This window comes from Pseudomonas sp. S11P7, assembly GCF_023195435.1.
Taxonomy (GTDB): domain Bacteria; phylum Pseudomonadota; class Gammaproteobacteria; order Pseudomonadales; family Pseudomonadaceae; genus Aquipseudomonas; species Aquipseudomonas fluorescens_G.
Genome location: NZ_JALPKS020000002.1, coordinates 1,896,223 through 1,919,359 on the forward strand (window position 1 = coordinate 1,896,223; position 23,137 = coordinate 1,919,359).

At 61.1% G+C, this 23,137-nt stretch carries 20 protein-coding genes; 12 read left to right on the forward strand and 8 right to left on the reverse strand.

What is annotated here, in order from left to right; genetic code table 11:
• Positions 1-4: 4 nt before the first annotated feature.
• The 4 genes from M0746_RS08795 to gloB form a co-directional block, all read right to left on the reverse strand.
• Positions 5-1,846, reverse strand: coding sequence for an extracellular solute-binding protein (locus tag M0746_RS08795; protein WP_258448841.1), 1,842 nt, complete (start codon positions 1,844-1,846; stop codon positions 5-7).
• Complete coding sequence (locus M0746_RS08800; RefSeq protein WP_258448842.1) at positions 1,843-3,675, reverse strand: extracellular solute-binding protein; 1,833 nt, start codon at positions 3,673-3,675, stop codon at positions 1,843-1,845. Before M0746_RS08800 ends, M0746_RS08795 begins: the two co-directional genes overlap by 4 nt.
• A gap of 381 nt (positions 3,676-4,056) precedes the next feature.
• Positions 4,057-5,523: a LysM peptidoglycan-binding domain-containing protein gene (locus tag M0746_RS08805; RefSeq protein ID WP_258448843.1), complete on the reverse strand. Its 1,467-nt coding sequence runs from the start codon at positions 5,521-5,523 to the stop codon at positions 4,057-4,059.
• Positions 5,524-5,622: 99 nt separating this feature from the next.
• A complete protein-coding gene (gloB, locus tag M0746_RS08810; protein ID WP_258448844.1) occupies positions 5,623-6,390 on the reverse strand; it encodes a hydroxyacylglutathione hydrolase in 768 nt (255 codons plus the stop codon).
• 65 nt (positions 6,391-6,455) lie between these two features.
• Between gloB and M0746_RS08815 the strand changes: the two genes are divergently transcribed.
• The 4 genes from M0746_RS08815 to M0746_RS08830 all read left to right on the forward strand — a co-directional run bounded on the left by M0746_RS08815 (position 6,456) and on the right by M0746_RS08830 (position 9,467).
• Positions 6,456-7,214: a class I SAM-dependent methyltransferase gene (locus M0746_RS08815; protein WP_090282909.1), complete on the forward strand. Its 759-nt coding sequence runs from the start codon at positions 6,456-6,458 to the stop codon at positions 7,212-7,214.
• An 88-nt stretch (positions 7,215-7,302) separates the two neighbouring features.
• Positions 7,303-7,773, forward strand: a complete 471-nt coding sequence (rnhA, locus tag M0746_RS08820; RefSeq protein ID WP_258448845.1) for a ribonuclease HI — start codon at positions 7,303-7,305, stop codon at positions 7,771-7,773.
• 215 nt (positions 7,774-7,988) lie between these two features.
• Positions 7,989-8,747: a DNA polymerase III subunit epsilon gene (gene dnaQ / locus M0746_RS08825; protein ID WP_208940786.1), complete on the forward strand. Its 759-nt coding sequence runs from the start codon at positions 7,989-7,991 to the stop codon at positions 8,745-8,747.
• A gap of 105 nt (positions 8,748-8,852) precedes the next feature.
• Positions 8,853-9,467: a GNAT family N-acetyltransferase gene (locus M0746_RS08830; RefSeq protein ID WP_203421734.1), complete on the forward strand. Its 615-nt coding sequence runs from the start codon at positions 8,853-8,855 to the stop codon at positions 9,465-9,467.
• Here the strand turns inward: M0746_RS08830 and M0746_RS08835 are convergent.
• Together M0746_RS08835 and M0746_RS08840 are read right to left on the reverse strand one after the other, a co-directional pair.
• Positions 9,433-10,326, reverse strand: a complete 894-nt coding sequence (locus tag M0746_RS08835; protein ID WP_258448846.1) for a LysR substrate-binding domain-containing protein — start codon at positions 10,324-10,326, stop codon at positions 9,433-9,435. The two genes, M0746_RS08830 and M0746_RS08835, sit on opposite strands and share 35 nt — an antisense overlap.
• A gap of 83 nt (positions 10,327-10,409) precedes the next feature.
• Positions 10,410-10,646, reverse strand: a complete 237-nt coding sequence (locus tag M0746_RS08840) for a hypothetical protein (protein ID WP_101159048.1) — start codon at positions 10,644-10,646, stop codon at positions 10,410-10,412.
• Positions 10,647-10,829: 183 nt separating this feature from the next.
• On the opposite strand from M0746_RS08840, the gene M0746_RS08845 reads away from it, so the two are divergent.
• The gene (locus tag M0746_RS08845; RefSeq protein ID WP_208940789.1) at positions 10,830-11,387 is read left to right on the forward strand and encodes an NADPH-dependent FMN reductase; all 558 of its coding nucleotides are present in this window, start codon (positions 10,830-10,832) and stop codon (positions 11,385-11,387) included.
• Between the two features lie 143 nt (positions 11,388-11,530).
• A complete protein-coding gene (locus M0746_RS08850) occupies positions 11,531-12,814 on the forward strand; it encodes an arsenic transporter (protein ID WP_258448847.1) in 1,284 nt (427 codons plus the stop codon).
• A gap of 110 nt (positions 12,815-12,924) precedes the next feature.
• On the opposite strand, the gene M0746_RS08855 is transcribed toward M0746_RS08850, so the two are convergent.
• Positions 12,925-13,875: a DUF1853 family protein gene (locus M0746_RS08855; protein ID WP_258448848.1), complete on the reverse strand. Its 951-nt coding sequence runs from the start codon at positions 13,873-13,875 to the stop codon at positions 12,925-12,927.
• Positions 13,876-13,987: 112 nt separating this feature from the next.
• Between M0746_RS08855 and M0746_RS08860 the strand changes: the two genes are divergently transcribed.
• Genes M0746_RS08860 through pepN form a run of 6 tightly spaced genes read left to right on the forward strand, consistent with a single transcriptional unit; the run spans position 13,988 to position 20,505 of the window.
• Positions 13,988-14,878 (forward strand): NAD(+) kinase, encoded by an 891-nt coding sequence (locus M0746_RS08860; protein ID WP_047528343.1) that lies wholly within the window; start codon positions 13,988-13,990, stop codon positions 14,876-14,878.
• A complete protein-coding gene (locus tag M0746_RS08865; RefSeq protein WP_258448849.1) occupies positions 14,878-15,849 on the forward strand; it encodes a metallophosphoesterase in 972 nt (323 codons plus the stop codon). Before M0746_RS08860 ends, M0746_RS08865 begins: the two co-directional genes overlap by 1 nt.
• The gene (locus M0746_RS08870) at positions 15,846-16,715 is read left to right on the forward strand and encodes a rhomboid family intramembrane serine protease (protein ID WP_258448850.1); all 870 of its coding nucleotides are present in this window, start codon (positions 15,846-15,848) and stop codon (positions 16,713-16,715) included. Before M0746_RS08865 ends, M0746_RS08870 begins: the two co-directional genes overlap by 4 nt.
• Positions 16,716-16,749: 34 nt before the next feature.
• Positions 16,750-17,010, forward strand: a complete 261-nt coding sequence (locus M0746_RS08875) for a YeaC family protein (RefSeq protein ID WP_042609561.1) — start codon at positions 16,750-16,752, stop codon at positions 17,008-17,010.
• Positions 17,007-17,837 (forward strand): DUF2797 domain-containing protein, encoded by an 831-nt coding sequence (locus M0746_RS08880; RefSeq protein ID WP_258448851.1) that lies wholly within the window; start codon positions 17,007-17,009, stop codon positions 17,835-17,837. The genes M0746_RS08875 and M0746_RS08880 overlap by 4 nt, the downstream gene beginning before the upstream one ends.
• Before the next feature lie 10 nt (positions 17,838-17,847).
• Positions 17,848-20,505, forward strand: a complete 2,658-nt coding sequence (pepN, locus tag M0746_RS08885) for an aminopeptidase N (RefSeq protein ID WP_258448852.1) — start codon at positions 17,848-17,850, stop codon at positions 20,503-20,505.
• Between the two features lie 224 nt (positions 20,506-20,729).
• Here the strand turns inward: pepN and katG are convergent, their stop codons facing one another.
• Positions 20,730-23,006: a catalase/peroxidase HPI gene (katG, locus tag M0746_RS08890; RefSeq protein WP_258448853.1), complete on the reverse strand. Its 2,277-nt coding sequence runs from the start codon at positions 23,004-23,006 to the stop codon at positions 20,730-20,732.
• Positions 23,007-23,137 lie beyond the last annotated feature (131 nt).

Genomic DNA, 23,137 nt, shown 5'->3' on the forward strand with positions numbered 1-23,137 from the left:
CTGATTACTCCGTGCCCGCAGGGTCGGCTTGCAGTTGGGTTTGGACTTCTACCGCAGGTTTGGCGTCAGGCTTGACCCACCAGGTATTGATGCCGATGTCGTACTTGGGCGAGGTTTTCGGGTGGCCGATGTGGTTCCAGTACGCCACACGCCAGCTCTTGATGTGCCAGTTCGGCACCACGTAATAGCCCCATTGCAGCACGCGGTCGAGGGCCCGTGCGTGGGCCACCAGGCTGTTGCGCGAATCGGCGTTGATCAGGCTTTCCACCAGTTGATCGACGATCGGATCCTTCAGACCCATGCTGTTGCGGCTGCTCGGTTTGTCGGCGGCGGCGCTCATCCAGTATTCGCGCTGTTCGTTGCCCGGCGAGTTGGATTGCGGGAAGCTGCCGACCATCATGTCGAAGTCCCGCGAACGCACGCGGTTGATGTACTGCGAGACGTCGACGCGGCGGATCACCAGGTCGATGCCCAGGTCGCTGAGGTTGCGCTTGAACGGCAGCAGCACGCGTTCGAATTCGGTCTGCGCGAGCAGGAATTCGATCACCACCGGTTTGCCCGTGGCATCGACCATTTTGTCGTCGACGATTTTCCAGCCGGCCTCCTGCAGCAGTTGGTAAGCCTCGCGTTGCTGGCTGCGGATCATGCCGCTGGCGTCGGTCCTGGGGTTTTCATAGGCCTCGCTGAATACCTGCGCCGGCAGCTTGTTGCGGAACGGTTCGAGAATCGCCCGTTGCTCGGCGTCGGGCAGGCCGGTGGCGGCCATTTCCGAGTTTTCGAAATAACTGCGGGTGCGCACGTAGGCGCCGTTGAACAATTGCTTGTTGGTCCATTCAAAATCGAACAGCAGGCCGAGCGCCTGACGCACGCGCACATCCTGAAACATCGGGCGGCGCAGGTTGAAGACAAAACCCTGCATGCCGGTCGGGTTGCTGTTGGCGATCAGTTCCTTGATCAGACGGCCCTCGGTGACCGCCGGAACGTTATAGGCATTGGCCCAGTTCTTCGCGGTCATTTCCAGCCAGTAATCGAACTGCCCGGCCTTCAAGGCTTCGAGAGCAACGGTGTTGTCGCGATAGTAATCGGTGGTCATCGTGTCGAAGTTGTAGAACCCACGGTTGACCGGCAGGTCCTTGCCCCAGTAATCCTTGACCCGCTCGTAACGCACCGAACGACCGGCCTTGACCTCGGTGACCTTGTACGGGCCGCTGCCCAGCGGAATCTCCAGATTGCCCTTGTTGAAGTCGCGCTCGGCCCACCAGTGTTTCGGCAGTACCGGTAACTGGCCGAGAATCAGCGGCAGTTCGCGGTTGTTGCTGTGCTTGAACTTGAACAGCACTTTCAGCGGGTCTTCGGCGACCACTTCGGCGACGTCGCTGTAATAGCCGCGAAACATCGGCGAGCCTTCCTTGGTCAGGGTGTTGAAGCTGAACACCACATCTTCGGCACGCACCGGGTGACCATCATGGAAACGCGCTTCGGGGCGCAGGTAGAAACGCACCCAGCTGTTGTCAGGGGCTTTTTCGATCTTGCCGGCGATCAGTCCGTATTCGGTGAATGGCTCGTCGAGGCTGTGTTTGGTCAGGGTGTCGTAGATCTGTCCGATGTCATCGGCGGGCACACCTTTGCTGATGAACGGGTTGAGGCTGTCGAAGCCGCCAAAGCCGGCCTGGCGGAACACGCCGCCCTTGGGTGCATCGGGGTTCACGTAATCGAAATGCTTGAAATCGGCCGGGTATTTCGGCGGCTCGTTGTACAGGGTCACGGCGTGTTGCGGGGCGGCGCAGGCCAGCCCGGCAAACAGCAAGCCGCTGGCCTGCACGAGCAGGGCGCGAACAGCGTTCATCGATCTTTCTCCGAGGACTTCAGCCACCACGCGCTCAGGCCCAGGGTATAGGGCGGCGTAGTGACAAAGGCCAACCGGTTGCGGTAGGCCAGACGGTGATAATTGAGGTACCAGTTGGGAATGCTGTAGTGCTGCCACAGCAGCACGCGGTCGAGCGCCTTGCCGGCGGCGACCTGCTCGTCGCGAGTGCGCGCGGCGAGCAATTGTTCGAGCAGGTGATCGACCACTGGGTTGGCGATGCCCGCGTAATTCTTGCTGCCCTTGACGTTCACCTGGCTGGAGTGGAAGTACTGCCACTGCTCCAGGCCCGGGCTGAGAGTCTGACCCAGCGTCATCGAGATCATGTCGAAATCGAATTGATCGAGGCGCTGTTTGTACTGAGCCCGATCAACGGTGCGCAGGCGTGCGTCGATGCCGATGCTGTTGAGATTGACGATGTACGGCTGGTAAAGACGCTCCAGATTCGGATTGACCAGTAGTAGCTCGAAGCGCAGCGGCTGGCCGGCGGCGTTCTGCAGACGCTGGCCGTGAAGTTTCCAGCCAGCCTCGGCGAGTAGCGCCAGGGCTTTACGCATGGTTTCGCGCGGAATGCCGCGACCATCGGTGGTTGGCAGGGTGAACGGCTCGGTAAACAGCCTCGCCGGCAACTGGTCCTTGTACGGCTTGAGCATCAGCCATTCATGCCCGACCGGCAGGCCGCTGGCGGTGAATTCGCTGTTGGGGTAATAACTGGTGGTGCGCTGGTAGGCGTCGCTGAACAACGTGCGGTTAGTCCACTCGAAGTCGAACATCAGGCCCAGCGCTTCACGGGTCTTCACATCGGCAAACGTCGCGCGGCGGGTGTTCATGAACAGGCCCTGAGTCTGGGTCGGGATCTGATGCGGAATCTGCGCCTTGATCACCTCGCCCCGGCGTATGGCCGGAAAGTTGTAGCCGTTGACCCAGTTCTTCGCCTGATGCTCGATGTAGATGTCGAATTCACCCGCCTTGAACGCTTCGAACGCCACATCGCTGTCGCGGTAGAACTCGACTTCCATGCGATCGAAGTTGTACTTGCCGCGATTGACCGCCAGGTCCTTGCCCCAGTAATCCTTGACCCGCTCGAAAATCAGCTGCCGCCCCGGCGTCACCGCGGTGATGCGGTACGGGCCGCTGCCCAGCGGCGGTTCGAACGTGGTGGCCTTGAAGTCGCGGTCCTTCCAGTAATGCTGCGGCAGCACCGGCAATTCGCCGAGGCGCAGGATCAACAGCGGATTGCCCGAGCGCTTGAGCACGAATCGAATGCGCTGCTTGTTCAGAATGTCGACGCGCAGCACCTCTTGCAGGGCTGTGCGGTACAGCGGATGGCCTTCCTTCAATAACAGGCGATAGGAGAACGCAACGTCATACGCGGTAATCGGCGCGCCGTCGTGAAACCGCGCTTCCGGGCGCAGATTAAACACCACCCAGCTGCGATCTTCGCTGTATTCCACCGATTGCGCGATCAAACCATAACTCGACGCCGGCTCGTCACCGGACGGCGAATACTGCCCAGTGCCGACCATCAACGGCTCGTTCAGCTCGTTGATGCCGTACTGGAGGAAATTCGCGGTGGTGACCGGGCTGGTGCCCTTGAAGGTGTACGGATTGACCGTATCGAACGTGCCGAACGCCATCACCCGCAACGTACCGCCCTTGGGCGCTTGCGGGTTGACCCAATCGAAATGGGTAAATCTGGCCGGGTACTTGAGCGTGCCGAACTGCGCATAACCGTGACTTTCGGTAATCGTCGCGCTTGCGGTTGAGCTCAAGGCCAGGCTGATCAGGAGCAGGGGGAGGGCACGCTTCAAGTCAGATCCGATCCAGCGGCTTGGGCTTTGTGGGCCGTACAGTAACAGCTTGTCTGGACAGGAAAAAGATCATGGGTTAATGCGGGGTTAATCGTCGGGGCGAAGCGCCCTCACCTTGGCCTTTTGGAGTGGCTGGGTGCCCGAAAGTCAAAAGCCCCTCACCCTAACCCTCTCCCGGAGGGAGAGGGGACTGACTGTGGTGTTTGTTTGATGTGCATCGACGTGAATGTCGAGTTGAACTCAGGATCTGAAAAGCATGGAGATCGGCTCCCTTTCCCCTCGCCCCCTGGGGAGAGGGCTGGGGTGAGGGGGAGGGATCTTTCCTGCACCAAAAAAATCCGATGCAAAAAAAAGCCCCCGAACACTCAGGGGCTCTTGCAATCAATGCGGCTGATAAACCGTGAGCATCTGCCCAGGCTTCAAGGCCTTGCCGGCGCCCGGATTCCAGCGTTTGAGGTGCTGCATCTGCACGTTGAAACGCTTGGCCACCACATACAAGGTGTCGCCACGCTTGACCTTGTACTGGGTCTGCTGCTGATTGTCGTCTTTGCTTTTCGACTTGCTGTTGGCCGCCACCACCGTGTTGACCCGGCCAGACTTGCGGGCAGGCGCGCGTTTGCTGGTGTCCTGCATCACCAGCGTCTGACCGACCTTGAGATTCTTGCCGGTCAGCTTGTTCCAGCGCTGCAGGTCCTTCACCTCAACCTTGTTGGCCTTGGCAATGGAACCGAGATTGTCGCCACGCTTGACCCGGTAAGCGCGCTTGAGCTGCGCCACTTCCGACGGATCGGCGCCTTCGAACACCGGTTTCAGCGAGCGCGGGCTGATCAGCTCTTCCGGTCGCATGGTCTGCAGACTGGCCGTCAGCAATTGCGCCTTGGAAGTCGGTACCAGCAAATGCTGCGGGCCGTCGATGGTAGTGCGCTGCTTGAACGCCGGGTTGAGCTGGAACAGCTCGTCTTCGTCGATGTTGGCCACCGCGGCGACCTTGGACAGGTCCATGCGCTGGTTGATTTCGACGACCTGGAAGTACGGTTCGTTGGCAATCGGATTGAGGTTGACGCCATAGGCTTCCGGCGCCAGCACCACTTGCGACAACGCCAGCAGTTTCGGCACGTAGGCCTGGGTTTCCGCCGGCAACGACGACAGGTTCCAGTAGTCGGTCGGCAGGCCGAGCTTCTCGTTACGCTCGATGGCGCGGCTGACCGTGCCTTCGCCGGCGTTATAAGCCGCCAGGGCCAGCAGCCAGTCGCCGTTGAACATGTCATGCAGGCGGGTCAGGTAATCCATTGCGGCAGTGGTCGAAGCGGTGATGTCGCGACGGCCATCGTAGAAACGGGTTTGACGCAGGTTGAAGTAACGCCCGGTGGACGGGATGAACTGCCACAGGCCCGAAGCGTCGGCCCGGGAATAGGCCATCGGGTTGTAGGCGCTCTCGATCACTGGCAGCAGGGCCAGTTCCAGCGGCATGTTGCGCTCTTCGAGGCGCTCGACGATGTAGTGAATATAGAGACTGCCGCGTTCGCCGGCGTTCTCGAGGAAAGAAGGATTGCTGGCGAACCACAGGCGCTGTTGCTCGATGCGCGGGTTGACGCCCAGGCTTTCCTGCAACTGGAAACCTGCGCGCATGCGTTCCCAGACGTCCTGAGGCACTTGCGGGCTGGGCTTTTCGGTCAGCCAGATCGGCTTCTGCTTGGCTCGCGCAGCAATGTTCGGCGTATGGGTCGCTTCAGTCTGCGGAGCATGGCTGGAACAGCCCGCCAGCGTGGCGGACACAGCCACCGCGATGGCTTGCGCCAGGCGGGTCAATGCGTCTGAATTGACGGACTTACGTATGGATGACGACATTGGCTGGAAGTAAGTTCCGGGCAAAAATGTCGGGCGATTCTAGAAAGCGCACCCCCCGCGGTCAACCATTCAGAATATTTGTGCCAACCAGCGGGTGACTTAGAACGTATCTTTCCAGGCCCGCAAAGCCGCAAATACCTCGCTCGGCGCCCGGTTTTGAGCGCCTGCCCGTTCGTCCACTTTTTGTGTAACCAATGTTTCAGAAGTGCGCAAAAACGGGTTGGTGAGCTTTTCCAGGGCCAGCGTCGAGGGCAGGGTCATGACGCCGTTTTGCCGTTGCTGCATGACTTTTTCCAGACGGGCGGCAATGTCCGCGTTGCCCGGTTCAACGGCGGCTGCAAACTTGAGGTTGCTCAGGGTGTATTCATGGGTGCAGTAAACCAGCGTATCTTCAGGCAAGGCAGCGAGACGGCTGAGCGACTGGTGCATTTGCTCCGGCGTGCCTTCGAACAGGCGCCCGCAACCGGCGGCGAACAGGGTGTCGCCGCAGAACAGCAGACCGTGGTGGTAATAGGCAATGTGTCCCAAGGTGTGACCGGGCACTGCGTAGACGGCGAAATCCCAGCCGAGCACGCTGACGCTGTCGTCGTCCTTGAGCGCCACGTCGCGCCCCGGAATGCTTTCGCTGGCCGGGCCGTAGACTTTCGCGCCGGTCGCCGCTTTCAGGCGCTCGACGCCGCCGACGTGATCGTGATGATGATGGGTGATCAGGATATCGCTCAACACCCAGCCCGGATGGCCGTCTAGCCAGGCCTGCACGGGCGCGGCATCGCCCGGATCGACCACCGCGCAACGTTGGGAGCGGTGATCCTGTAACAACCAGATGTAGTTGTCGGTGAACGCGGGCAGGGCACTGATCTGTATCATCGTCGGAATCGCCAAGCGGAAAACATTGGCGCATCTTAGTAGTTCCTGGCGCTTTGGAGAATGCGATGAGTGATAAAGCGTTCGCACAGGCTGATCCTGACTGGCTGGCCCTGATCGGCGCAGCCCGTGAATGGCTGTCCGGCCCGCTCGGGCAATTGTTGCTCGATGAAGAGCGGCGCATGCTCGAAGACGAACTGGGGCGGTTCTTCGGCGGTTATCTGGTGCATTACGGGCCATCGGCCGAGACCCCGCCGGCCGCGCCGCAAGTGCAGCGCAACGTGCGCCTTGGCGCGCCGCTGCCCGGCGTCGAGATTGTCTGCGAAGAGCAGGCCTGGCCGTTGAGTGAACACGCTGCCGATGTCGTGGTGATGCAACACGGTCTGGATTTCTGCCTGTCGCCCCACGGTTTGCTTCGCGAAGCGGCGAGCGCCGTGCGGCCCGGCGGACACCTGCTGATCATCGGCATCAATCCGTGGAGCACCTGGGGGCTGCGTCATGTCTTCGCCCACGATGCCTTGCGCCAGGCGCGCTGCATCTCGCCGTCGCGGCTCGGCGACTGGCTCAACCTGCTCGGGTTTGCGCTGGAGAAACGCCGCTTCGGGTGCTATCGTCCGCCGCTCGCGTCACCCAAGTGGCAGGCCCGTCTGGCCGGCTGGGAGCGCAAGGCCGGCGACTGGCAATTGTCTGGCGGCGGCTTCTATCTACTGGTCGCGCGCAAGATCGTGGTCGGCCTGCGGCCATTGCGTCAGGAACGTCGCGAGCCGATGGGCAAGCTGATTCCGCTGCCGATGGCCAAGGTCAATCGCCGCCGCATCGAACCGTAAACCTTCTTGTATTCGTGGTCGGGTTTTCCCGGCCGCGGTCATTGTCGATCCGCAATCGGCAAGACAGCATTTTTCTGGAAAGACTGGCATGAGCGAAAGCGTGGAAAGCGTCGACACCGTAGAACTGTTCACCGACGGTGCCTGCAAAGGCAATCCCGGCCCGGGCGGCTGGGGCGCGTTGCTGGTGTGCAAAGGCGTCGAAAAAGAGCTGTGGGGCGGCGAAGCCAACACCACCAACAACCGCATGGAACTGCTCGGTGCGATCCGTGGCCTCGAAGCGCTCAAGCGCCCGTGCGAGGTGCTGCTGGTGACCGACTCGCAGTACGTGATGAAGGGCATCAACGAGTGGATGGCCAACTGGAAAAAGCGCGGCTGGAAGACCGCGGCCAAGGAGCCGGTGAAGAACGCCGACCTGTGGAAAGAGCTGGACGAGCAGGTCAACCGTCACACCGTGAAATGGAAATGGGTGCGCGGGCATATCGGCCACCACGGTAACGAGCGGGCCGACCAACTGGCCAACCGCGGCGTGGATGAGGTTCGCGGTTACAAGCAGAACTGAATTTGTCGTTACACCGTGGCGCGGCCTTCGCGAGCAGGCTCGCTCCCACAGGGAAATGCATTCCAGATCTGATGCCACTTCACTGAATTGGAATGCATTCCAATGTGGGAGCGAGCCTGCTCGCGAAGGGTGCGACACGGTCCACCTGAAACACCCCGCCGGGCGTGCTAACATCCGCGCCTTTGCACGATTGACCCGTTGAGAGCTGAACACTGATGGCCACCAGATCCGTTGTACTCGATACCGAAACCACCGGCATGCCGGTGACCGATGGTCACCGGATCATCGAAATCGGCTGTGTCGAACTGATTGGTCGGCGCCTGACGGGCCGGCACTTTCACGTTTACCTGCAACCGGATCGTGAAAGTGATGAAGGCGCCATCGGCGTCCATGGCATCACCAACGAATTTCTGGTCGGCAAGCCGCGTTTTGCTGAAGTCGCTGACGAGTTCTTCGAGTTCATCAAAGGCGCACAGCTGATCATCCATAACGCGGCGTTCGACGTTGGTTTCATCAACAACGAATTCGCCCTGATGGGCCAGCACGATCGCGCCGACATCACCCAGCACTGCACGATCCTCGACACCCTGATGATGGCCCGGGAACGTCACCCGGGACAGCGCAACAGCCTCGATGCATTGTGCAAGCGTTACGGTGTCGACAACTCCGGCCGTGAACTGCACGGCGCTTTGCTCGACTCGGAAATTCTCGCCGACGTCTACCTGACCATGACCGGTGGCCAGACCAGTCTGTCGCTGGCCGGCAATGCCTCCGACGGCAATGGCACTGGCGAGGGCGCCGACAACTCGGCCACCGAAATCCGCCGCCTGCCAGCCGATCGTCAACCGGCGCGCATTATCCGCGCTACCGAGGAAGAACTGGCGGCGCACCTGGCACGACTGGAAATCATCGCCAAGTCGGCCGGCGCTCCGGCGTTGTGGACGCAGATCGCTGAAGCCGACGCACAGGCGTAAGGTGCTGTCAGTACTGACAAGTGGCCACCGTCGCCACATCCGCTGTAACCCTCTACCCTGAGTGCATTGGCAGATGAAAATCAAGGAATGAGGACTTTTCCCAGTATGCGTCCGGTCATGAATCCGAAATACCCAGGGCTGTCGGTGCGTGTCGCCGACGACGGCTTTGCGCCGTATATCTGGGGTAGCGATTTCAGTTTTGAAGTCGCGGCGTATGGCGCTGCGGTGATCGGCAAGCCTGTCGAGCAATGGCAGGTGACGCCGATCGTGCCGTACCGCAAGTGCTACGGCATCGATCCTGAGGAGTTCAGCGCTTTTCACAACGCGCCTGACAGCGCGATTTTCATGGCTCATCTGGATGACGAGCCGGTCGGCCATCTGGTGATCAGCACCAACTGGAACGGTTTTGCCCACATCGACGAACTGGCGGTGCATGCACCGGCCCGGCGTCATGGCGTGGCCAAGGCGTTACTCGACGTGGCGCAGTTCTGGAGCCGCAAGAAAAAACTGCCGGGAATCATGCTCGAAACCCAGAACAACAACCTCGGCGCCTGTCGCCTGTATGAGCGTTGCGGTTATGTGATTGGCGGTATCGATCAGTTGCGCTATCGCGGTATCGACCCGAACACCGCTGAAGTGGCGTTGTTCTGGTATCGATTGTTCGATAATCCGCTGGAAAACCCGCTCAGCTCGACAACATCGCCTCGGCTTGTTCCGTGACGATCGTCAGCAGTGTCTGAATCGCCGAGGACGGCGCGGCGTGTTTAAAGGTCAGCGCATACAGACTGATCGGCACCGCCGGTGACAACGGGCAAACATCCAGCCCACCTGCGCGGGCGCCCAGTGCGGTGAACGGGTCGACGATGGCCAGACCTTCACCGGCCTCGACCATGCAGCGCATCATCTGCTGAGTTTGCACACGGGTCTGGATGCTTGGCGCGGGGCGCAAGGCCTGTAACTTGTTTTCCAGTGCCGGGCTCAGCGGGTCCTGGCCTTCGAGGCCGACCATCGCCTGACCGGCCAGATCCTGTAGAGAAATGTATTTCTGCTTCGGTTGCAGCCAGCCGTGCGGCGCAAGCAACTGCAATTTGCCCTGCGCCAGTGGTCGGCAATCGATATCGGCATGTTTCGGGTCGTGGAGGCTCAGGCCGAGATCGCTTTCACGCAGCAACAGGCTACGAACGATATCGCGAGTGGAGGCGCTGAGCAGGCTGCAGGGTGCGTCTGGCAGGCGCCGACGCAGGGCTGCGAGGCTTTGTGGCAATAACTGTTGCGCCAGCGGCGGTGTGCCGATGATGCGCAAGGGTGGGGCGAGGTATTGCTTGAGGCTGCCGGCCAGGCGTTGCACCGGTTCCAGCGCGGCATAGACGTGGGCGATTTCGACCTGCAACGCCCGTGCTTCGGCGGTCGGTTGCAGGCGCCCGCGAACACTGGCGAAGAGCATGAACCCCAGCTGACTTTCGGCTTCGCGCAAACGCTCTTCGACCTCGGTCACCGGCAACTGCAACCATTCGGCGGCGGTGCCCAGGTGACCGGTCTGCAAGAGCGCCTGAATCACTTCGATGTGGCGTAAACGCATGCGTGAAGTCCATGTTCAGCAGGTGAGGGCGGTGCTGAATCCTACCCCAACTCTGCGCACATGACTCTGCTCATCACGCCGGCTTATTGGGCGGCGATCGGCTCAGGTTCGCGAATCAGCGTAATACCCGATTGCACGAGCAGGTATTCGTTTTCGCTGACCTTGTTGATGCGATCACCAATGGCCAGTTTGTAGGTGGTGACGGGCTCCGAGCCGGTGAAGCCGTCTGCAGACGGGTTCGATTCCTGGAATTCATGCACGGAATAAACGCGGCCTTCCGCATCTCTTGCATGAAACTGACCGACGAGTACTGCTGCCATCTGCTTAAAACCTCTGGAGATAAAACGCTTGATTTGCGGCTTGGTAGACCGTCATCAAGCTCGGTAAGTTTTCCTGCAGCAAAAAAATATTCTTCGCGCAGGAAAAACCAATGATCGCTGGTGAAATCGCCAACAGATCATCTATAACTAGCGACTCTTCCCACAGACCATCGAGAGTCTTCCATGAGCAATGTCTACAACGTCGCCGTAGTGGTCGGTAGCCTGCGCAAAGCTTCGATCAATCGCAAGATCGCCCTGGCACTGGCTGAGCTGGCTCCGGCGAACCTGAAACTGGAAATTGTCGAAATCGGCGATCTGCCTCTCTACAACGAAGACATTGATGGCGATTCACCGCCCGCAGCCTACAGCACTTTCCGTCAGAAAGTGGCGTCATCCGACGCGGTGCTGTTTGTCACGCCTGAATACAACCGTTCGATCCCGGCACCGATGAAGAACGCCATCGACGTCGGTTCGCGGCCGTATGGCAAGAGCTGCTGGAGCGGCAAGCCGGGTGCGGTCATGAGTGTTTCGCCGGGCGCGATCGGCGGTTTCGGTGCCAATCAGCATCTGCGCCAGACCTTCGTGTTTCTCGATATCCATTGCCTGCAACAGCCGGAAGCCTACCTGGGCGGCGCGGGTAACGCGTTTGACGAGGCGGGCAAGCTGAGTGAAACGGTCAAACCGTTCCTGCAGAAATTCATCGACGCTTACGGCCAGTTCGTAGAGCAACACAAGAAATAAACCGCACGCGGTCCCTTGCAGGAGTGAGCCTGCCCGCGATAGCGGTGTATCAGTCAGCATATTGTTAACTGACAGACCGCTATCGCGAGCAGGCTCACTCCTGCAGTTTTTATCTGTCTGACTTTCCATTAAGGCTTCTGCGAATGCTCGCTGCGACACTGATTTTCCTCCTGACCATTACCCTCGTGATCTGGCAACCCAAAGGCCTCGGCGTCGGCTGGAGTGCAACCCTCGGCGCGGTGCTGGCGTTGATTTTCGGTGTGGTCCACCTGAGCGACATTCCGCTGGTCTGGCAAATCATCTGGAACGCCACCGGCACCTTCGTGGCGTTGATCATCATCAGTCTGCTGCTCGACGAGGCCGGGTTTTTCGCCTGGGCCGCGCTGCATGTGGCGCGCTGGGGGCGAGGCAGTGGGCGCAAGCTGTTCGCTTTTATGGTGCTGCTCGGCGCGCTGGTTTCGGCGTTGTTCGCCAATGACGGCGCGGCGCTGATCCTTACGCCCATTGTGATTTCGATGCTGCTGGCGCTGCGCTTTTCCCCGGCGGCGACCCTGGCCTTCGTCATGGGCGCAGGGTTTATCGCCGACACCGCGAGCCTGCCGCTGGTGGTGTCGAACCTGGTCAACATTGTCTCGGCGGACTTCTTTCACATCAGCTTCAACCGCTACGCGGCGGTGATGGTGCCGGTCAACTTCGTCAGCGTGGCGGCGACGCTGGGCATGCTGCTGTGGTTTTTCCGCCGTGACATCCCGGCCGCTTATGACCCTGCGCAGCTCGAAGACCCGGCGACCGCTATCCACGATAAAGCCACGTTTTACGCAGGCTGGGCAGTATTGGCGATTCTGCTGATCGGCTGCTTTGCCCTGGAGCCGCTGGGGATTCCGATCAGCGCGATTTCGGCGGTGTGCGCCGCGCTGTTGCTCGGCATTGCTGCGCGCGGGCACAAGATTTCCACGCGCAAGGTGATGAAGGAAGCGCCGTGGCAGATCGTGATTTTCTCGCTGGGCATGTATCTGGTGGTGTACGGCCTGCGCAACGCCGGGCTGACCAGCTATCTGGCCGGCTGGCTGGATGCGTTCGCCGGCCATGGCGTGTGGGGCGCAGCGCTCGGTACAGGCGTGCTGACGGCGCTGCTGTCGTCGATCATGAATAATCTGCCGACGGTGTTGATCGGCTTGCTGTCGATCGACGCCAGTCAGGCCAGCGGCGTGATCAAGGAAGCGATGATCTACGCCAACGTGATCGGCAGCGACCTGGGACCGAAGATCACCCCGATCGGCAGCCTGGCGACGCTGTTGTGGCTGCATGTACTGGAGCGTAAGGGCATTCACATTGGGTGGGGTTATTACTTCCGGGTCGGGATCGTGTTGACGGTGCCGGTGTTGCTGGTGACGTTGGCGGCTTTGGCTCTGCGGCTTTCGCTGTAGACCGAGTCGCCCCGATCGCTGGCAAGCCAGCTCCCACAGGATTTGTATTCACCGCGAAACCTGTGGGAGCTGGCTTGCCAGCGAAGGGGCCAGTTCAGGCACCACAAATCTCAGGCTTGCCCCGGCACATTCGGCCAAAGATCCGACACCAGAAACAACCGCTCCGCCTCTTCCCATTCGCCTTGCGCGTTTTCACTCAGGCGCACCATCAACTGCGCCGGCGCCAATGGCGGCAGTTCCAACAGCCACAGGCGCAAAGCCTCGTCACTCCAGACCTGATCCGCCGGGTAATGCGCCGGCGCGAGCCAGGCATGGCGGGGCAGGGGTTGCCAGCGGCCCGGCGGGCGCTGCGCGACGAACGCCTGCCAATCCTTCTGATGCAACCAGCTGCCGCGCAAATGCTGCGGATGCGCGCCGTGCGGCGACTCGGCCTGGCCGGGCCACGGATAGAGCAGATACCCGCCCAGCCACAAATGGGCGTCGAACGTTTCGATATCCAGCGCGGCCAGCACTTCGCGGCTTTCCGGGCGCGCCGAGATCGGCAATTGATGCTCGGCCAGATGCGCCAGTTTGCGGTCCAGCCGATCATGGCAACCGGGGCCCAGCCAGTGCGCCGGATCGCTGCCGTTACCAGTCTGCGGGCCGAGGTAAAGCTTGATCGCCAGTTCCAGATGATGCACGCCATCGCGGTCACGCAGCAGCATGTCCAGCTCGCCAAGGGTATGGCCCTCGCGGCGAATCGGCAGATTGGCGGCGATCAAGTCGATGCCCGGCGCATGCTCCACCGCAAACTGCCACAACCGCTCGTAATACAGGCCCAGCCGCCGCGTGCGTGCCTGCGCCAGCCACTGCAGCAAGCCGTAACTGTCACGGTCGAGCTGACGCAGCCAGTCTTCGAGGCGCTGCGGGTCCCGCACCCAGTCGCTGCCTGCCAGCGGATGGCGCTGCGGCCACGGCGTGATGGCGAGCATCGGCGGGGCGAGGATCACCCACGCCAGATCCCGCACTTCAGGATGGCGCAACTGGTGAGGTAACTGGAGCAAATCGGGAAACAGGATCATCTTGCGAGCATAGCCTGAATCATGAGTGCCCTTGAGGCTGAAAGGATTTTGTCTATCGCAGGCTTTCGCCCATAATCGGGTTTTCGCGTTTTCGATTGTCCGCAGAGGTCCCATGGAGCAATTTCGTAATATCGGCATCATCGGTCGCCTGGGCAGTTCCCAGGTGCTGGATACCGTCCGCCGACTGAAACGCTTTCTGCTCGATCGGCATCTGCATGTGATCCTCGAAGACACCATCGCCGAAGTCCTGCCCGGCCATGGCCTGCAAACGTCGTCGCGCAAGATGCTCGGCGAAGTCTGTGACATGGTCATCGTCGTCGGCGGCGACGGCAGCCTGCTCGGCGCCGCGCGGGCGCTGGCCAGGCACAATATTCCAGTGCTGGGCATCAACCGCGGCAGCCTCGGCTTTCTCACCGATATTCGCCCGGACGAGCTGGAAATCAAGGTCGCCGAAGTGCTCGATGGCCATTATCTGGTGGAAAACCGCTTCCTGTTGCAAGCCGAAGTGCGTCGCCACGCCGAGGCCATCGGCCAGGGCGATGCGCTCAACGACGTGGTGCTGCACCCGGGCAAATCGACGCGGATGATCGAGTTCGAGCTGTACATCGACGGCCAGTTCGTCTGCAGCCAGAAGGCCGACGGCCTGATCGTCGCGACGCCGACCGGCTCCACCGCTTACGCCTTGTCCGCCGGCGGGCCGATCATGCATCCCAAGCTCGACGCTATTGTGATTGTGCCGATGTACCCCCATACCTTGTCGGGACGGCCAATCGTGGTCGATGGCAACAGTGAGCTGAAAATCGTCGTGTCCAAAGATATGCAGATCTACCCGCAAGTCTCCTGCGACGGCCAGAACCATTTCACCTGTGCGCCGGGCGACACCATCACCGTCAGCAAGAAAGCGCAGAAATTGCGGCTGATCCATCCGCTCGATCACAACTACTACGAAGTCTGCCGCACCAAGCTCGGCTGGGGCAGCAAGCTGGGCGGTGGAGGCGACTGATGCTCGATCCCGCGCGCAGTTACGACCTGATCGGTGACGTGCACGGATGCGCCTTGACCCTCGAACACTTGCTTGACCGTCTCGGTTACCACAAGCAGGGCGGGGTCTGGCGGCACCCGTCGCGCATGGCCGTGTTCGTCGGCGACATCATCGACCGTGGCCCGCGGATTCGCGAAGCGCTGCACATCGTGCATGACATGGTCGAAGCCGGGCAGGCCTTGTGCATCATGGGCAACCACGAATTCAACGCCCTCGGCTGGAGCACCCCGGCGCCACCGGGCAGCGGCAAGCAGTTCGTGCGTGAACATACCAAGCGCCACGCACGCCTGCTGCATGAGACGCTGACGCAATTCGAAGACCACCCGGGCGACTGGCATGATTTTCAGCAGTGGTTCTACGAGCTGCCATTGTTCGTCGACGCCGGGCGTTTTCGCGTGGTGCACGCCTGTTGGGATGCCGGCCTGATCGAGCCGTTGCGCGGCCTGTTTGCCGATGGCTGCATTGATGAGCACTTCCTGCAGGCCTCGGCCGTGCCCGGCAGCTTCGCCTGCACGGTGTTCGACCGCTTGCTGCGCGGCACCGACATGCGTCTGCCGGGCGGCCTGACCATGACCAGCGGCGACGGTCTGGTGCGGTCGTTCTTCCGCACCAAGTTCTGGGAAGACGACCCGAAAACCTACGGCGACATCGTCTTCCAGCCCGACGCCTTGCCGGAGCCGGTGGCGCAGACGCCGCTGAGTTCTACGGAAAAGAATTCCCTGCTGCGCTACGGCGTTGACGAACCCTTGCTGTTCGTAGGGCATTACTGGCGCAGCGGCAAACCGGCGCCGATCCGCCCGAACCTCGCGTGCCTGGATTACAGCGCTGTGCTTTACGGCAAGCTCGTCGCCTATCGTCTGGATCAGGAAACACACCTGGATCCGCATAAATTCGTCTGGGTCGATGTCGAGCGGCCGGAGGTGCTGCAATGAATGCGGTAGCGGTATTGCGCCTGCCGTTGGCGGTGGACCTGAGCGGTTTCGTCAAACTGTTGCAACGCATGCAGGTGCCGCATCGGGTCAGCGAAGAGGCGGGAGAGCAGGTGCTGTGGGCGCCCGAGGAAATCAGCGACGACGTGCGCTCGCTGTACGAGCGCTTCCCGGCGGGCGACCCCGACCAGCAACTGGACATTCCAGTGGGCCAGACCTTCAAGCGCCCGAGCTTCGCCGAACAATTGAAACACGCCAAGGCCACCGGGGTGATCCTGCTGTTGAGCCTGATCGTCGGCGGTCTGACCTTCCTTGGCGAAAACCTCGAAACGTTGCGCTGGCTGACCTTTCTCGATTTTCGGGTGATCGGCGAGTACATCCATTTCACGCCGTTGGCCGACAGTCTGGCGGCAGGGCAGTGGTGGCGACTGATCACGCCGATGCTGATCCATTTCGGCATCCTGCACCTGGCCATGAACGGCATGTGGTATTGGGAGCTCGGCCGGCGCATCGAATCGCGTCAGGGCAGCATCAACCTGATCGGCCTGACGCTGCTGTTCAGTCTGGTGTCCAACTACGCGCAGTTCGTCTGGAGCGGCCCGACCTTGTTCGGCGGCCTGTCCGGCGTGCTTTACGGTTTGCTTGGGCACTGCTGGATTTTCCAGTTGCTGGCGCCGAATCCGGCCTATCGCCTGCCGCGCGGCGTGCTGGTGATGATGCTGGTATGGCTGCTGGTGTGCATGTCCGGGCTGATCTCGCTGATCGGTTTCGGCCAGATCGCCAATGCCGCACACCTGAGCGGGTTACTCATCGGATGCTTTACCGGTTTGTTGGGCGGTTCGTATAACCGCCGTAAACTGGCCGTCTGAATTTTTAGCGAATTGAAGAGCACGGAGACCCCTGATGTCCTCTTTTAACGACATGATCAGCAACATCACCCCGGACATCTACGAGAGCCTGAAACTGGCCGTGGAAATCGGCAAGTGGTCCGACGGTAACAAACTCACCGCCGAACAGCGCGAGCTGTCGCTGCAGGCGATGATCGCCTGGGAAATCCAGAACCTGCCTGAGGACCAGCGCACCGGTTACATGGGCCCGCAGGAGTGTGCATCGAAATCGATCGAAGTGCCGAACATCCTGTTCAAGTCGGATGCCATCCATTGATCGAGATTGGCCGCGGTGCTATCAGCAAAATGTCGGCGCGCCTGGACGGGCCGAACGTGCAATACGCGTTTCGTCTGGACGACGTCGAGGTGCCGGTCAACCCGTTGATCGGCAGTACGGTGCGTCTGGAATATCTTGGGGCGATCCACTGCACCCATTGCGGGCGCAGGACCAAGACCAGTTTCAGTCAAGGTTATTGCTACCCGTGCATGACCAAACTGGCGCAATGCGACCTGTGCATCATGAGCCCGGAGCGCTGCCACTTTGACGCGGGCACCTGCCGCGATCCGGCGTGGGGCGAGCAGTTCTGCATGACCGACCATGTGGTGTATCTGGCCAATTCGTCAGGCATCAAGGTGGGCATCACCCGTGCAACGCAGCTGCCGACCCGCTGGCTCGATCAGGGCGCCAGTCAGGCGTTGCCGATCATGCGCGTGTCGACACGCCAGCAGTCGGGATTCGTTGAAGACCTGTTCCGCAGCCAGGTGGCGGACAAGACCAACTGGCGCGCGTTGCTCAAGGGCGACGCGGCGGCGGTGGATCTGGCGCAGGTCCGCGATCAGCTGTTCGAAAGCTGCGCCGAGGGCTTGCAGGGCTTACAGCAGCGATTCGGCCTACAGGCGATTCAGACGATTGCCGATGTCGAACCGCTGGAAATCCGCTATCCGGTCGAGCAATACCCGGCGAAGATCGTCAGCTTCAACCTGGACAAGAACCCGATTGCCGAAGGCACGCTGCTGGGAATCAAGGGTCAGTACCTGATCTTCGACACCGGCGTGATCAACATTCGTAAATACACGGCTTACCAGCTCGCCGTGCATCAATAAGGATTCCAGCATGCGCACCGAACAACCGAAGATGATTTACCTCAAGGACTATCAGGCGCCCGAATACCTGATCGACGAAACGCACCTGACCTTCGAGTTGTTCGAGGACCACAGTCTGGTCCACGCGCAACTGGTGATGCGCCGCAACCCCGAGCGTGGCCCGGGCCTGCCGCCGCTGGTGCTGGACGGCCAGCAGCTTGAATTGCTCTCGGTGACCCTGGCCGACCAGGAACTGAGCGCCGCGGACTATCAAGTCTCCGACAGCCACCTGACTCTGCAGCCGACCAGCGAAACCTTCACGGTCGACACCAGCGTCAGGATTCATCCGGAAACCAACACTGCGCTGGAAGGCCTGTACAAGTCCGGCACGATGTTCTGCACCCAGTGCGAGGCCGAGGGCTTTCGCAAGATCACCTATTACCTCGACCGCCCGGACGTGATGAGCAAGTTCACCACCACCGTGGTCGCCGAACAGCACAGCTACCCGGTGCTGCTCTCCAACGGTAACCCGATCGCCTCGGGCCCGGGCGAAGACGGCCGGCACTGGGCGACCTGGGAAGACCCGTTCAAGAAACCGGCCTACCTGTTCGCGCTGGTAGCCGGTGATTTGTGGTGCGTTGAAGACACGTTCACCACCATGAGTCAGCGCAACGTCGCGCTGCGCATCTATGTCGAGCCGGAAAACATCGACAAGTGTCAGCACGCGATGAACAGCCTGAAGAAGTCGATGCGCTGGGACGAAGAGGTCTACGGTCGCGAGTACGATCTGGACATCTTCATGATCGTCGCGGTTAACGATTTCAACATGGGCGCGATGGAGAACAAGGGCCTCAACATCTTCAATTCCAGCGCCGTGCTGGCCCGCGCTGAAACCGCAACCGACGCCGCGCACCAGCGGGTCGAGGCGATCGTCGCCCACGAATATTTCCATAACTGGTCGGGCAACCGCGTGACCTGCCGCGACTGGTTCCAGCTGTCGCTCAAGGAAGGCTTTACAGTGTTCCGTGACGCCGGTTTCTCCTCGGACATGAACTCGGCCACGGTCAAGCGCATTCAGGACGTGGCCTACCTGCGCACCCACCAGTTCGCCGAAGATGCCGGCCCGATGGCCCACGCCGTGCGCCCGGACAGCTTCATCGAGATTTCCAACTTCTACACCCTGACCGTGTATGAAAAGGGCTCGGAAGTGGTCGGCATGCTCCACACCCTGCTGGGCGCCGAAGGCTTCCGCAAGGGCAGCGATCTGTATTTCGAGCGTCACGACGGGCAAGCCGTGACCTGCGATGACTTCGTCAAGGCCATGGAAGATGCCAACGGTGTCGACCTGACGCAGTTCAAGCGCTGGTACAGCCAGGCCGGCACGCCGCGTCTGGCGGTCAGCGAGTCCTACGATGCGGCGGCGAAAACCTACAGCCTGACCTTCCGCCAGAGCTGCCCGGAAACGCCGGATAAAGTTGAAAAACTGCCGTTCGTGATCCCGGTCGAACTCGGTCTGCTCGATCGCCAGGGCAACGAACTGGCGCTGCGGCTGGCCGGTGAAGCCTCGGCGCAAGGCAGCACACGGGTGATCTCGGTGACCGAGGCCGAGCAGACTTTCACCTTCGTCGACATCGCCGAACAACCGCTGCCATCGCTGCTGCGCGGCTTCTCGGCGCCGGTGAAACTGAGCTTCCCGTACGACCGCGATCAACTGATGTTCCTCATGCAGCACGACAGCGACGGTTTCAACCGCTGGGATGCCGGCCAGCAACTGGCGGTGCAGGTGTTGCAGGAGCTGATCGGCCAGCAGCAGAAGGGCGAGGCCATGGTCCTCGACCCGCGCCTGACCTCGGCGCTGCGCACGGTGCTGTCCGACGAGTCGCTGGATCAGGCGATGGTCGCCGAGATGCTCTCGCTGCCGGGCGAGGCGTACCTCACCGAAATCAGCGAAGTGGCCGACGTCGAGGCGATCCACAACGCCCGCGAGTTCGCCCGCAAGCAACTGGCCGAAGGTTTGTTGGAAGCGCTGTGGCTGCGTTATCAGGCCAACCGCGATCTGTCGAAGCAAACGCCGTACGTGGCCGAAGCCGAGCATTTCGCCCGTCGCGCCTTGCAGAACATCGCGCTGTCGTACCTGATGCTCAGCGGCAAGCCGGAAGTACTGGCGGCGGCGCTGGAGCAGTTCGAGAACGCCGACAACATGACCGAGCGCCTGACTGCGCTGGCCGTGCTGGTCAACTCGCCGTTCGAAGAGCAGAAGGCGCTGGCCCTGGCCAGTTTCGCCGAGCACTTCAAGGACAATCCGCTGGTCATGGACCAGTGGTTCAGCGTACAGGCCGGCAGCACCTTGCCGGGCGGTCTGGAGCGGGTGAAGGCGTTGATGCAGCACCCGGCGTTCAACATCAAGAACCCGAACAAGGTCCGCGCGCTGATCGGTGCGTTCGCCGGGCAGAACCTGATCAACTTTCACGCGGCGGACGGCAGCGGCTATCGCTTCCTCGCCGATCTGGTGATCGAGTTGAACGGCTTCAACCCGCAGATCGCCTCGCGCCAACTGGCGCCGCTGACCCGCTGGCGCAAATACGATACCGCGCGTCAGGCCTTGATGAAGGCTGAGCTGGAGCGGATTCTGGCGTCGGGGTCGCTGTCCAGCGACGTGTATGAGGTGGTGAGCAAGAGCCTGGCGTAACGCCGATCACATCTTGGGCGTTTAATTGATCGTTCCCATGCTCTGCGTGGGAAGGCCTCTTCCGACGCTCTGCGTCGACTTTGGGACGCAGAGCGTCCCTTGCTGCATTCCCACGCGGAGCGTGGGAACGATCAGGATGCTCCGCGTGGGCACGATCAAAATGCTCTGGGTGGGAACGATGAATGCCGCTCAACGAGCGGCATTTTCATTGGCACAACGAACCGCTATTGGCGCAGATCAAACCGATCCAGATTCATCACCTTCGTCCATGCCTTGACGAAATCGTTGACGAACTGCGTCTTCGCGTCAGAACTGGCATACACCTCGGCCAATGCGCGCAATTGCGCATTGGAGCCGAACACCAGATCTACCCGCGTCGCCGTCCATTTCGCCGCCCCGGTCTTGCGGTCACGGCCCTCGAACTCATCGGCATCCCGTGACGTCGGCGTCCATTCCACGCCCATGTCCAGCAGGTGGGTGAAGAAGTCATTGCTCAGCGTATCGGTTTTATCGGTGAACACGCCATGCCGCGTCTGCCCGACATTGGTGTTCAACACCCGCAGACCACCCAACAGCACGGTCATTTCCGGTGCCGTGAGAGTCAGCAATTGCGCCTTGTCGATCAGCAGAGTTTCCGCCGCGACCGTGTATTTGCCTTTGCTGTAATTGCGGAAGCCATCGGCGATCGGTTCGAGGAAGCCGAACGATTCGACATCGGTCTGCTCCTGCGAAGCATCGACGCGGCCCGGTGAGAACGGCACCGACACCGAATGCCCAGCGTTCTGCGCGGCTTTTTCCACCCCCGCATTGCCGGCCAGGACGATCAGGTCTGCCAGCGAGATCTTCTTGCCATTGGCAGCAGAACCGTTGAAATCGTTCTGGATGCCTTCCAGCGTGCTCAGCACCTTGTCCAATTGCTCGGGCTGGTTGGCCTGCCAGAACTTCTGCGGGGCCAGACGCAAGCGACCGCCGTTGGCGCCGCCGCGCTTGTCCGAGCCGCGAAAGGTCGACGCTGCCGCCCACGCCGTCGAGACCAGTTGTGACACCGACAGTCCCGAAGCCAGCACCTTGTTTTTCAGCGCCGTGGCGTCGCTGTCATCAATCAGCGCGTGCGTCACGTCAGGCAGCGGGTCTTGCCAGAGCAATTCCTCTTGCGGCAGTTCCGGGCCGAGGTAGCGAGAGAGCGGACCCATGTCGCGATGGATCAGCTTGTACCAGGCGCGGGCGAACGCGTCGGCGAGTTGATCAGGATTAGCCAGGAAGCGTCGCGAGATCTGCTCGTAAGCCGGGTCGAACCGTAGCGCCAGGTCAGAGGTGAGCATGGTCGGCGAGAGCTTTTTGCTCGGGTCATGGGCGTGGGGAACGGTGCCTGCACCGGCGCCGTTTTTCGGTTTCCATTGATGCGCACCGGCCGGGCTTTTGGTCAGTTCCCACTCGAAGCCGAACAGGTTTTCCAGGTAATTGTTGCTCCAGCGGGTTGGCGTGGTGGTCCAGGTCACTTCCAGGCCGCTGGTAATGGTGTCTGCACCTTTGCCGGTGCCGAAGGCGTTTTTCCAGCCCAGGCCTTGCAGCTCAAGGCCGGCCGCTTCCGGTTCAGGGCCGACGTTGTCAGCCGGGCCGGCACCGTGGGTTTTGCCAAACGCATGGCCGCCGGCAATCAGCGCCACGGTTTCTTCATCGTTCATGGCCATGCGGCCGAAGGTCTCGCGAATGTCCTTGGCCGAGGCGACCGGGTCCGGGTTGCCCTCGGGACCTTCCGGGTTCACATAGATCAGGCCCATCTGTACGGCAGCGAGCGGATTTTCCAGATTGCGTTCGCCCTGATCAGTGCGGCTTTCTTCCTTGCCGTGCAGATCCGGTTCGGCCACCAGCGTTCCGTCACCGGGCTCCTGCACCGGGCCGTTGCTTTTGCCGTAACGATTGTCGCCGCCCAGCCATTCGGTTTCCGAACCCCAGTACACGTCTTCATCCGGTTCCCAGACATCGGCGCGGCCGCCGGAAAAACCGAAGGTCTTGAAGCCCATGGATTCCAGCGCGACGTTACCGGTGAGCACGATCAGGTCGGCCCAGGAAATATTGCGGCCGTATTTCTGCTTGATCGGCCAGAGCAGGCGGCGCGCCTTGTCGAGGCTGACGTTGTCCGGCCAACTGTTCAGCGGGGCGAACCGTTGCTGACCGGAACCGGCACCCCCGCGACCATCGGCGGTGCGATAAGTACCGGCGCTGTGCCAGGCCATGCGCACGAAGAGCGGGCCATAGTGACCGAAGTCCGCTGGCCACCAGTCCTGAGAATCAGTCATCAAGGCGTTGATATCTTGCTTCAGCGCCTGAAAATCCAGGCTTTTGAACGCCTTGGCATAGTCGAAGTCCTGGCCCAGCGGATCGGACTTGGGCGAGTGCTGACTGAGGATTTTCAGGTTCAGTTGATTCGGCCACCAGTCACGGTTGGTCGTGCCGCCACCGGCGGCGTGGTTGAACGGGCATTTCGATTCGCTTGCCATGTTCGAGTCCCTATCAGGTCTGCTGCGGCCGGCTGGTGCCGACTTCGGACTTGTAAGGCTAGACCCGACTTGGCAAACCAGCTAATAGCGCAACTATTGCGTGTTGATAGGCAAACTCTCTCAGCGCTGCG

Coding starts and splice junctions, on each gene's coding strand:
- M0746_RS08795 (WP_258448841.1), bottom strand. CDS start 1,846: ATGAACGCTGTTCGCGCCCTGCTCGTGCAGGCCAGCGGCTTGCTGTTT.
- M0746_RS08850 (WP_258448847.1), top strand. CDS start 11,531: ATGCTCGCTGCGACACTGATTTTCCTCCTGACCATTACCCTCGTGATC.
- M0746_RS08830 (WP_203421734.1), top strand. CDS start 8,853: ATGCGTCCGGTCATGAATCCGAAATACCCAGGGCTGTCGGTGCGTGTC.
- M0746_RS08875 (WP_042609561.1), top strand. CDS start 16,750: ATGTCCTCTTTTAACGACATGATCAGCAACATCACCCCGGACATCTAC.
- M0746_RS08805 (WP_258448843.1), bottom strand. CDS start 5,523: ATGTCGTCATCCATACGTAAGTCCGTCAATTCAGACGCATTGACCCGC.
- M0746_RS08860 (WP_047528343.1), top strand. CDS start 13,988: ATGGAGCAATTTCGTAATATCGGCATCATCGGTCGCCTGGGCAGTTCC.
- katG (WP_258448853.1), bottom strand. CDS start 23,006: ATGGCAAGCGAATCGAAATGCCCGTTCAACCACGCCGCCGGTGGCGGC.
- M0746_RS08865 (WP_258448849.1), top strand. CDS start 14,878: ATGCTCGATCCCGCGCGCAGTTACGACCTGATCGGTGACGTGCACGGA.
- M0746_RS08845 (WP_208940789.1), top strand. CDS start 10,830: ATGAGCAATGTCTACAACGTCGCCGTAGTGGTCGGTAGCCTGCGCAAA.
- pepN (WP_258448852.1), top strand. CDS start 17,848: ATGCGCACCGAACAACCGAAGATGATTTACCTCAAGGACTATCAGGCG.
- rnhA (WP_258448845.1), top strand. CDS start 7,303: ATGAGCGAAAGCGTGGAAAGCGTCGACACCGTAGAACTGTTCACCGAC.
- dnaQ (WP_208940786.1), top strand. CDS start 7,989: ATGGCCACCAGATCCGTTGTACTCGATACCGAAACCACCGGCATGCCG.
- M0746_RS08855 (WP_258448848.1), bottom strand. CDS start 13,875: ATGATCCTGTTTCCCGATTTGCTCCAGTTACCTCACCAGTTGCGCCAT.
- M0746_RS08870 (WP_258448850.1), top strand. CDS start 15,846: ATGAATGCGGTAGCGGTATTGCGCCTGCCGTTGGCGGTGGACCTGAGC.
- M0746_RS08835 (WP_258448846.1), bottom strand. CDS start 10,326: ATGCGTTTACGCCACATCGAAGTGATTCAGGCGCTCTTGCAGACCGGT.
- M0746_RS08840 (WP_101159048.1), bottom strand. CDS start 10,646: ATGGCAGCAGTACTCGTCGGTCAGTTTCATGCAAGAGATGCGGAAGGC.
- gloB (WP_258448844.1), bottom strand. CDS start 6,390: ATGATACAGATCAGTGCCCTGCCCGCGTTCACCGACAACTACATCTGG.
- M0746_RS08815 (WP_090282909.1), top strand. CDS start 6,456: ATGAGTGATAAAGCGTTCGCACAGGCTGATCCTGACTGGCTGGCCCTG.